The organism is Sulfurihydrogenibium yellowstonense SS-5 (genome assembly GCF_000173615.1).
GTDB classification, from domain to species: Bacteria; Aquificota; Aquificia; order Aquificales; family Hydrogenothermaceae; genus Sulfurihydrogenibium; species Sulfurihydrogenibium yellowstonense.
In genome coordinates this window covers 1-9,410 of sequence record NZ_ABZS01000051.1, presented here as the reverse complement: position 1 = coordinate 9,410, position 9,410 = coordinate 1, and the positions used below count along the sequence as shown (strand labels likewise).

The 9,410-nt window shown below is 31.6% G+C and carries 11 protein-coding genes; 3 read left to right on the top strand and 8 right to left on the bottom strand.

Annotated features, from left to right (window positions below):
• The 3 genes from SULYE_RS03200 to SULYE_RS03190 form a co-directional block, all read right to left on the bottom strand.
• Window positions 1–656: UTP--glucose-1-phosphate uridylyltransferase (locus SULYE_RS03200; RefSeq protein ID WP_007546444.1), on the bottom strand; the 656-nt coding region annotated here is incomplete at its 3' end.
• On the bottom strand, window positions 653–1,351 hold the full coding sequence (purC, locus tag SULYE_RS03195) for a phosphoribosylaminoimidazolesuccinocarboxamide synthase (protein ID WP_007546442.1): 699 nt from the start codon (window positions 1,349–1,351) through the stop codon (window positions 653–655). The genes purC and SULYE_RS03200, both read right to left, overlap by 4 nt.
• A gap of 9 nt (window positions 1,352–1,360) precedes the next feature.
• Window positions 1,361–1,993, bottom strand: a complete 633-nt coding sequence (locus SULYE_RS03190; RefSeq protein ID WP_007546440.1) for a tetratricopeptide repeat protein — start codon at window positions 1,991–1,993, stop codon at window positions 1,361–1,363.
• A gap of 103 nt (window positions 1,994–2,096) precedes the next feature.
• On the opposite strand from SULYE_RS03190, the gene SULYE_RS03185 reads away from it, so the two are divergent.
• Window positions 2,097–2,534 carry a DUF2203 domain-containing protein gene (locus SULYE_RS03185; RefSeq protein ID WP_007546438.1) on the top strand — a complete coding sequence of 146 codons (438 nt, stop codon included), beginning with the start codon at window positions 2,097–2,099 and terminating at the stop codon, window positions 2,532–2,534.
• A gap of 609 nt (window positions 2,535–3,143) precedes the next feature.
• Here the strand turns inward: SULYE_RS03185 and SULYE_RS03180 are convergent.
• The 4 genes from SULYE_RS03180 to SULYE_RS03165 are packed head-to-tail and all read right to left on the bottom strand — an operon-like array spanning window position 3,144 to window position 6,142.
• The gene (locus SULYE_RS03180) at window positions 3,144–3,950 is read right to left on the bottom strand and encodes a metal ABC transporter permease (RefSeq protein ID WP_007546436.1); all 807 of its coding nucleotides are present in this window, start codon (window positions 3,948–3,950) and stop codon (window positions 3,144–3,146) included.
• Entirely contained in the window at window positions 3,947–4,726 is a 780-nt protein-coding gene (locus tag SULYE_RS03175) for a metal ABC transporter ATP-binding protein (protein WP_007546435.1), read from the bottom strand. The genes SULYE_RS03180 and SULYE_RS03175 overlap by 4 nt, the downstream gene beginning before the upstream one ends.
• Complete coding sequence (locus tag SULYE_RS03170) at window positions 4,723–5,748, bottom strand: zinc-binding dehydrogenase (RefSeq protein WP_007546433.1); 1,026 nt, start codon at window positions 5,746–5,748, stop codon at window positions 4,723–4,725. The genes SULYE_RS03175 and SULYE_RS03170 overlap by 4 nt, the downstream gene beginning before the upstream one ends.
• 28 nt (window positions 5,749–5,776) lie before the next feature.
• A complete protein-coding gene (locus tag SULYE_RS03165; RefSeq protein ID WP_007546431.1) occupies window positions 5,777–6,142 on the bottom strand; it encodes a hypothetical protein in 366 nt (121 codons plus the stop codon).
• A 73-nt stretch (window positions 6,143–6,215) separates the two neighbouring features.
• On the opposite strand from SULYE_RS03165, the gene SULYE_RS03160 reads away from it, so the two are divergent.
• Window positions 6,216–6,887: an IclR family transcriptional regulator gene (locus tag SULYE_RS03160; RefSeq protein ID WP_007546429.1), complete on the top strand. Its 672-nt coding sequence runs from the start codon at window positions 6,216–6,218 to the stop codon at window positions 6,885–6,887.
• A gap of 3 nt (window positions 6,888–6,890) precedes the next feature.
• A complete protein-coding gene (gene lnt / locus SULYE_RS03155; RefSeq protein WP_007546427.1) occupies window positions 6,891–8,432 on the top strand; it encodes an apolipoprotein N-acyltransferase in 1,542 nt (513 codons plus the stop codon).
• Between the two features lie 345 nt (window positions 8,433–8,777).
• Here the strand turns inward: lnt and SULYE_RS03150 are convergent.
• On the bottom strand, window positions 8,778–9,410 hold a 633-nt coding region (locus tag SULYE_RS03150; RefSeq protein WP_007546425.1), incomplete at its 5' end, for an ABC transporter permease.

Here is a 9,410-nt window from a genome sequence, read left to right as displayed (position 1 = left end):
TTCAATGCATCAAATATGTTCGGTGTAAGGACATATCTTCCTGTTATTGCGGTAGTTGATGGTGCTTCTTCTACCGAAGGTTTTTCAACCAATGACTCAATAAGCTTTATTCCATTCATGACTTCTTTTCCTGCCACTATTCCATACTTACTTACATCTTCTTTTGACACTTCCATCGTACCTATCACCGATTTTCCAAACTGATAGTAAATATCTATAAGCTGTTTAATTCCAGGCTTTTCATCATTTTTGATAATTTCATCTCCAAGTAAAACTGCAAATGGTTCATCTCCAACTAAATTTGCTGCAGTCAATACTGCATGCCCCAGTCCAAGCTGCTGTTTTTGTCTGATATATACAAATTCTGCCATATTACTTATTTGTCTAAGCATTTCGATTTCTTTTTCTTTTCCGCTTTTAATTAAAACCTGTTCTAACTCCGGATAGTAATCAAAGTAATCTTCTATTGCTCTTTTATGCCTACCTGTAACAAAAATAATAGTTTCAATTCCAGATTTTACAGCCTCTTCTACAATGTAATGAATAATTGGCTTATCTATCAGTGGCATCATCTCTTTTGGTGTGGATTTTGTGGCCGGCAAAAATCTTGTTCCAAAGCCTGCGACCGGTATTACAGCTTTTCTAATTTTTTTCATTTTTCTATCCTTTCCAATACTTCTTGATAATATTTAGCCAAGTCTCCCAAATTAAGCCTAAATCTATCTTTGTCCATTCTTTCACCGGTTTTTGCATCCCAAAATCTACATGTGTCTGGAGATATCTCATCTGCTACAACGATTGTTCCATCATCTAACTTTCCAAACTCTAACTTAAAATCAACCAGAATAATGTCATGCTTTATAAGAAAATCTCTTAATATTTGATTAACTTTTAATGCCATTTCTTTGATAGTTTTAACGTCTTCTTCTGTTGCAAGCTTCATAACTAAAACATGTTCATAGCATATGATTGGGTCTCCAAGTGCATCGTTTTTATAGTAAAACTCTATTAACGATGGATTAAATTCTGTCTTTTCCGGAATTCCAAGTCTTTTAACAATGCTTCCTGTTGCTAAGTTTCTTACTACCACCTCTATTGGAATGATTTTTGTTTTGTATGCAAGCATTTCTCTGTCTGAAATCTGTTTTATAAAATGCGTCTTAACTCCTGCTTGATTTAAAAGCGTAAAAAAGATTGATGATATTTTATTATTTAAAATCCCTTTTCCTTCAATTATATCTTTCTTTTGAGCGTTAAAAGCTGTTGCTTCATCTTTAAAGTAGATGATAACATGATTTGGATTTTCGGTTTGATATACTATTTTTGCTTTTCCTTCATACAATTTCTCCATGAAAAACTCCTATAAATTTTCTTTTGCTAATAAAGAAAAGTATCTATAATTTTGATTATTTTTTATAGTTTCAAAGATTTTTTGAGCTTCTTGGAAATTACCTTCTTTCCTTAAAATTAAAGCGTAAAGAGTCTGTGCTGATATATAGTTATACTTTTTTGAATCTATGGATTTTAATATTTCTTTTGCTTCTTTAGAATTACCTTCTTTATTTTTTAGGTATGCAAGATATTCATTAACGCCTGATGATAGGTCGGTTTTAAGTTCATTTTTTAACTTTTCTGCAGGTTCTTTATTTTCTTTATTTTCTTCTTTGTTTATCAATATTTCATAAGCAAGAGCTACTTTATAAAGGTCTGTATTTCCATACTGCTTTTTAAAGTTTTCAAGCTCTTTCCTTGCATCCTCTAATTTGTTTTCAGACAACAAGTCAGCAATTTTTGATAAATGTAAAGATGCTTTTTCTCTATTTTGTCTGTCTACCTGATTTTTGTAATATAAACCGCCACTTATTACAATTAATAGTAGGAGAAATGCTAAAACAAATTTAAAATGTTTTTTTAGAAAATCATAGATTCCATAAACTTTGTACTCAAATTCTAAATCTACATCTTTTTCTATTGGCAGTTTTTCTTTTTCCATAGACTTCCTTCTGTGTGATTTTTGCTATATATTCTATCATAGTTGATGATAGGATTTTTTGATATAATTTAAATGAGAAATGTTAATTGTAGGAGTATGTGACATGATGATGAGATATTTTACAGTTAAAGAAGCCAATGCTGTATTACCTCAAATAAAAGTTTTAGTTGAAGAGATTGTAGAAAAAAGAGAAGAGATTTATAGTTTAGTTAGTAAATATGAAGAATTAAAAGAATTATCAGAAAAAAGCGACTTAGAAGAGCTTGAATATATATATGCAAAAAGCAAAATCCAAATTTTAGATGATGAAATTAAAGAGCTTGTTGAAACTATTCAAAATTTTGGAGTAATGGTAAAAGGTGTTGACCCCGTCTTAATTGATTTTCCGGCAAAAAACGGAGAGGAAGAGATACTTCTCTGCTGGAAAGAAGATGAAGATGAAATAATGTATTGGCATGGCTTGTATGAGGGATTTAGAGGAAGAAAGCCAATATCAATGTTAAAACCGGATAAAAGAAGCCCGTTTAATTTTGGACTTTGAGAGTAAAGAGTAATTTGGAAGTGAATGGTAAGTAGAGAGTTCTCTAAATTTTTTGTTAGTTGCAGAATGTTTATGTGAATATAACTTTACTTCTGTTTGTCATCTTGAGGACTTTATTCCGAAAGATATCCTATATCAAAAAAGTTTAGAAGAAGGTAAATAATTAGGAAGTAAAAGGACATAGATTTTCATCGGTGCAGAATAACGGTAAAAAAGTTATTTGATTTTTAGGCATATTTAGACTCAGTAATACTCTCATAGCGTCCGTTGAGTGAGAGATTAAAAAAGTGAGATTCTTCGGCGGCTGCAGAATGACAAAGTATGATGTTGTCATCCTGAAGGAAGTGAAGGATCTCATTTTTTGATTTTTTTTTTTGAAAAATAAGAGATTCTTCGCTAACCCTCAGAATTACACCATTGGTGGCTCTTTGTAATCCTGAGGACTTTAGTCCGAAGGATCTCCTCCTTTATAAGAACGCAAGAAAGTGAGTAGGTGAATAAGTGAGAGGCAATAGACAGAGATTCTTCACCATCTACAGAATGACGATTAAAAAGCTAATTAATTATAGGACTTAGTTAAAATTTGGAATACCTCACTGTGCTTATAATTCATAATAGCTTTTTCCCTAACACTATTACAAAAAACACGATAGAGTACAGAATAACTATCGTTGAGCCAGATGGAAGGTTAAAATAAAATGAAAGAATTATTCCGGCACTTACAATTATTAGGCTAAATATAATAGAAAGAGTAATAATCTTTTTATAATGCCATGCAAGTTGAGCAGAGACAGCCGCAGGCAATATTATCATCGCAGCTGATAAAATAGACCCTACAAGCTTTATAGATAAAACAGTTGCTATTGCTATCAACGTTATTACGCTGTAGTATAAATAGTTTGTATTAACTGCGCCAATATAAGCAAGGTCTTCATCAAAGCAGCAGTAAAGAATTTCGTCAAAGTATTTAAATAAAAATCCAATGGTAAAAACTGTAAAGATAAAAATGTAAATTAAATCTTCTTTTGTGATTGTTAAAATATTTCCAAACAAGAACGCAAATAAATCAGAATTATAATTATTAGAAAAGGAGATTAAAACTACACCAAAAGCCATTGAAAAAGAAAGTAAAATTCCTATTGTCAAATCTTCATGAATCTTTCCTTTTTTGCTAATGTATCCTATTAGCATACCAACCAAAACAGCAAAAATACTGCCTGTTAATGTTGGATTGATTCCGGCAAAAAAGCCAATTGCAAGCCCACCAAATGCAGCATGAGAAATCCCAACATTTATAAAAGACCATTTTTTAACATAGATAAAAAATGACAAAACAGAAAGTAAAACACTTACCAGTAGACCACCAATAAACGCATTAAGCATAAATGGAACTGTGAAAATATCTAAAAAACTCAATGCCGTATCTCCAACATCATAGGATTAAAATGCTGACAGGTCAAACATTCATCAGAATGAATTAGCAGACTAACATCTGCTGAATATAGTTTTTGCAGGTTTTCTTTTGTTAAAAAGTCTTTAGCAGGACCAAAGTAGTGAAGTCTTTTATTTAAGCCGGCTATTTTATGTGAAAAGCTTACAACCGCGCCTATATCATGGCTTACCATTATGATGGTTATCTTTTTTTCTTGGTTTAAACGTTTTATAAATTCATAAAAACTTTCTTGAGCCACCACATCAACTCCTGTGGACGGTTCATCAAGTATCAAAATTTTTGGGTCTGATACTAACGCCCGAGCTATCATGATTCTCTGCTGTTGACCGCCGGACAACCGCCCAAAAATTTTATTTTCAAACCCTTTCATGCCAACGTATTCAATGTATCTTAAAGCTAAATCTAATTTCTCCTTTTTTGATAGATTCTTACCAATTAAACCAAACAAAACAACATCCAAAGCACCAACAGGAAAATCTAATTCTTGTTTACTTTTTTGTGGCACATATCCAATCATATGATTTTTTATTGCATAGTATGGGTCTTTACCATCTATTAAAACTATTCCAGAAGTTGGCTTTAATAATCCAAGTAGGACTTTGATTAATGTAGTTTTTCCACCACCGTTTGGTCCAACTATAGAAACAATCTCTCCTTGGTTTACTTCAATGTTAATATCTTCAAGAATGACGCTATCTTCTATTTTTACAGTAAGGTTTTTAATCTCTATAAAGCTCATATCTTAACTACAATCTTTCCAAAAAACTGTCTGCTTAGTAATTTTTCATAAGCTTTTTGAACATCTTCTAATTCGAATACAGAATCTATGACCGGTCTGATTTTATTTGGAGTGAGCTTTAAAACCTGTGAGAACTCGCCCTTTGTTCCCATGTATACACCGTGTATGGTTAGATTTTTTCCAAATACGTATCTTAAATTTATGTTGACTTCAGCTCCTGTTGTTGAACCAAAGGTTATAACATTTCCGCCTTTTTTAGCACAGGATAGAGACTTATTAAATGTTTCAGCTCCTATATGGTCTATGACTACATCACAAAGATTGTTACTTGTAATTTCTTTAACCTTTTCTACAAAATCTTCATTTTTATAGTTAATCACATAATCAGCACCAAGATTTTTGCATTTTTCTACCTTCCAATCATCGCCGACGGTTGTGATAACAGTAGCACCAAATAATTTTGCAAGCTGTATTCCAGCCGTTCCTACACCACTTGCCCCACCATGAATTAAGACTATGTCACCGGCTTTTATTTTTGCTCTTGTGATTAAAGAATGCCACATCGTAATGTATGTAATTGGTAAGCATGAAGCTTCTTCAAAAGACAAATCGTCCGGAATTTTAAAAACATTTACAGCCGGAACTTTTACATACTCGGCAGAAACACCATCTTCCAATACTCCTAAAGGTCTAAACTGATTACATTCATTGTCTCTTCCGGATAAACATTTTTCACAGTATCCACAAGAAAGACCGGAGAAAATAACAACTCTATCACCTTCTTTTACATTCTTAATATTTTTACCAACCCTTGCCACTATACCCGCACCATCAGATGCAAATATATGCGGCAAAGGAATAGGCATAGGATATTTACCTTCCATAACCCAAACATCTAGATGATTTAAAGAAAACGCTTTTATATTGACTAAAACTTCATCATCGTTTATCTCCGGTATAGGAAAATCTCCAATTTTGATTGCTTTATATCCTTCCAATTTGTCATAGTAAGCAGCTTTCATTTAATTCCTCCCATTTATTCCTTAATTTTTAAATTTTCTTATTTAACAAAACACCTGAAGATTTTTTTGATTCGCCTTCTAATGAGTATGTAGTAGCAGATTGAAAAACAGCTTGAAAAATTTCTTCTATTAAATTTAAATTGGAAGATGCTATTGTTTGATTGATAGCTGTAAGTTCTTTAATTTTATTTATTTTTTCTTTTAATGTTGGGGATAGATTTTCAAAATCTTTTACTTCAAAATTCGCAAGCTCTGATAGTAAAGACTGCTTTTCTTCAACGATTTTCATTATTTCTTCAGGTGCTTTGTCATCATTGATAGCGTTTATTAAAAGCTTATTTTCTTTTTCAAGCAAGTTTATTAAATTTTCTAAGATTTTTTCTATTTTATCCATTTTTGGCACCTGTATAATAAAATCAAATTGTGTTATAATCATTCTAACATAAGAAACGGAGAAAGATAACAGAATGCAGAAAAAGGGTGCGAAGAAATCTATTGAAAAAGCTTTAGATTTATTAGAAGCTTTGAAGGAAAAAGACAATTTAGGCGTTACTGAACTGAGTAATATTCTTGGATTAAATAAAAATAACGTTTTTAGACTCCTTGCAACTTTAGAAGTAAAAGGTTTAATAGAGCAAGACCCAGAAACAGGACATTACAGACTTGGAGTAAAAACTTTACTTTTAGAATATTCATTTATAAAAAATTTAACAATTTTAAACCAAGCAAAACAGTTTGTTAAACAACTAAGAAATAAAACAAATGAAACAGTTTACTTGTCATTGATGCATCAAAATGATATTGTCTATTTTTACTCTAAGGATAGTAAATCATCTGTTTTAGTTAATTCAAGAATTGCTAAAAGATATCCTGCTATTGAAACTGCACCGGGTAGAGCTATTTTAAGGGCAAAAAAAGAGCTTGGTGATATTTTTGAGTATGATTTCGAAGGCTTAGAGCCGGAGGTAGCAGAGATAGCCACAGTAATAAGAGATGAAAGTGATTATCCGGTTGCTGCGCTTTCTATAGTTGCACCGATTTCAAGGCTTAACAAATCAAATTATGACGGACTGTTTAAACATGAATTGCTGCAAACAGCAAAAGAAATAACAAGCTTGTATAAAATAGATTTGCCTTAAAAAATGCTTTATATTGTTTTATCAGTCATATCTGGTTTAACTTTAGCAATATCCTTGCCAAATTATTATATTCCGTTTGCTTTTTTGGTTGGTTATGGACTTTTGTTTTATTTGATAGAAAAAAATGATACCAAAAGACTAATTCTATACTCGTTTATCGCAGGACTTATTTTTTCTGCAATTTCTTTTTACTGGATAATATACGCCATTCATTATTACGGAAAGATTAATTTATACCTTTCTTCCGGACTGTTCTTATTATTTATCACTGCTTACAGCTTATATGCTTTCGTTCTTTTTTCTATCTTGTTAAAACTGTTTTACAAAAGATACAATTACAAAGGCTTTTTTATATCACCATTTCTAATAGTACTTTTAGAAGTAGTCCGGGAGTATTTTCCATTTACAGGCTTTCCTTGGAATTTAAACGGATACATGCTTTCATACATAAATCAAATTGCACAAATATCGTCACTTTTTAGCATCTATGGACTTTCTTTTTTAGTATTGTATTTTTCTGTTTCTTTCTACATGATGTTTTCAAATCAACATTTTAGATGGATCATATTAAATTTGCTAAATATAGCATTATTCACTTCGATATTCCTCTGGGGACAAAGTAAGATTGAAAGCTATACTGACAAAGGAGAGTCTTATAAAGTATCAATCTTGCAAGGTAATATAGACGAGACGCTAAAGATCGAGAGAAATACAGAAAATGACATGATCGTTTTAAATAAATATATATCCTTATTTGAAAAAGCAAAAAAAGATAACCCGGATTTAATCATTCTTCCAGAATCAGCATTACCCTTCTTTCCATTCATTGACAACGATAAAAAAGAGTATTTTTTTAAAGAGTTTGAAAAAATTAGGATTCCATTTCTTTCTGGTTTTGATAACGTGATTCTTAATAAAAACTTAGAGATAGAAAAAGTTTACAATTCATTATTCTTAGTAGATGAAAACGGAAAGTATGTAGATTATTATTCAAAAGTAAAGATAGTACCCTTTGCTGAATATTCACCAATCAAATTTGAATTTCTCGAAGAGATTTTTGAGTATATGAAAGGAATTGATTTTTCTCCGGGTGAGGGTCAAAAATTGCTTGCTTTTCAAAAGAATTATAAAAAACTAATGAAGATAGTATCTCTCATTTGCTTTGAGTCTATTTTTCCTAATTATGTTTCAAGTTTTGTAAATAAAGGTGGGAATGTAATTGTAAATATTACAAATGACGGATGGTTTGGAAAAACTTCTGCCCCTTACCAGCATTTTGAAATGGCAAGAATTAGGGCTATTGAAAATAATGTTTATCTTATTAGAGCTGCTAACACCGGTATTAGTGCAGTAATAAACCCTGTTGGAAAGATAAAAAGTAAATTAAACCTAAACACTGAAGGTGTGCTTACTGATTACGTTTATCTTACAGATGGCAGGTCTTTTTTCAATCAAAATAGGATTTTTATTTTAATTGGATATATTGTTTTGTTTGGCTTGGCTTTAGGATTGTTAGAGTTTTATAAGGCAAGAAGTGAAAGATGAGAAGTTAATATTTTTTTAGCTTATATTAATTATCAAAATGCCTTGGCGAGAAATTAGTGATTTTTATAAAATTTAAAAATAAGTTCCTTCGGAATAAAGTCCTCAGAATAACGATATGGATTTTTGCAAGCAGCAGCGAAGTGAAAGATCTTCTCTTTTAATGTCTTTTTGAAGTAATAGAAGTAAAAAGACATTCTACGCCGGCTGCAGAAATGACGGCAATAACCTCTTTGTTAAAACTTTTTTAGAACAGCCTTAATGAATGTGTGGATATAATTTTACTTTTGCCGGTCAAGTTTGAAGACTTTAGTCAGATGGATTACTTCTTTTAATCATCTCCTTTATCTACTTAATCAATCTTTTTAATTTTGGGTCTAAAGCATCTCTTAAAGCATCACCTAAAAGATTAAAAGCAAGTACTGTTAGAAATATAGCAACCCCAGGGGCAAGTATCCATGGATACTGAGATATGGCAGTTATGCTTCTTGCTGATGCAAGCATATTTCCCCAACTTGCATAAGGCTCCTGAATTCCAAGACCAAGCAAGCTCAGCGCACTCTCTCCAAGAATATAACCCGGAATAGCTAAGGTTGCAGCAATCAAAAGATATGAGTAAGTATTTGGCAAAATATGTTTTATTATAATTCTAAAAGATGAAGCACCATAGCTTTTTGCTGCTAAGACAAAATCCTGCTCTCTAATAGATAAAACCATTCCTCTAATGACCCTTGCAAGTCCAGCCCAGCCAATAAAAGAAAGTATAACAACTATCAAAAGAAAAACCTCAACAGAAGACAATGTGATTGGAAATACAGCCCTTAATGTCAGCATAAGATAAAAGCCTGGAAATGACATTACAATTTCTGAGATTCTCATCAGAATATTGTCAACTCTTCCGCCAAAGTATCCAGCAATTCCGCCCACTATCGCACCTATTAAAAATGAAAGAAAAACTCCAATAAGTCCAATAGATAATGA

Bases quoted from the DNA above. Each gene is read 5' to 3' on its own strand.
- purC (WP_007546442.1), bottom strand. From the start codon at position 1,351: ATGGAGAAATTGTATGAAGGAAAAGCAAAAATAGTATATCAAACCGAA.
- SULYE_RS03190 (WP_007546440.1), bottom strand. From the start codon at position 1,993: ATGGAAAAAGAAAAACTGCCAATAGAAAAAGATGTAGATTTAGAATTT.
- SULYE_RS03185 (WP_007546438.1), top strand. From the start codon at position 2,097: ATGATGATGAGATATTTTACAGTTAAAGAAGCCAATGCTGTATTACCT.
- SULYE_RS03175 (WP_007546435.1), bottom strand. From the start codon at position 4,726: ATGAGCTTTATAGAGATTAAAAACCTTACTGTAAAAATAGAAGATAGC.
- SULYE_RS03170 (WP_007546433.1), bottom strand. From the start codon at position 5,748: ATGAAAGCTGCTTACTATGACAAATTGGAAGGATATAAAGCAATCAAA.
- SULYE_RS03165 (WP_007546431.1), bottom strand. From the start codon at position 6,142: ATGGATAAAATAGAAAAAATCTTAGAAAATTTAATAAACTTGCTTGAA.
- SULYE_RS03160 (WP_007546429.1), top strand. From the start codon at position 6,216: ATGCAGAAAAAGGGTGCGAAGAAATCTATTGAAAAAGCTTTAGATTTA.
- lnt (WP_007546427.1), top strand. From the start codon at position 6,891: ATGCTTTATATTGTTTTATCAGTCATATCTGGTTTAACTTTAGCAATA.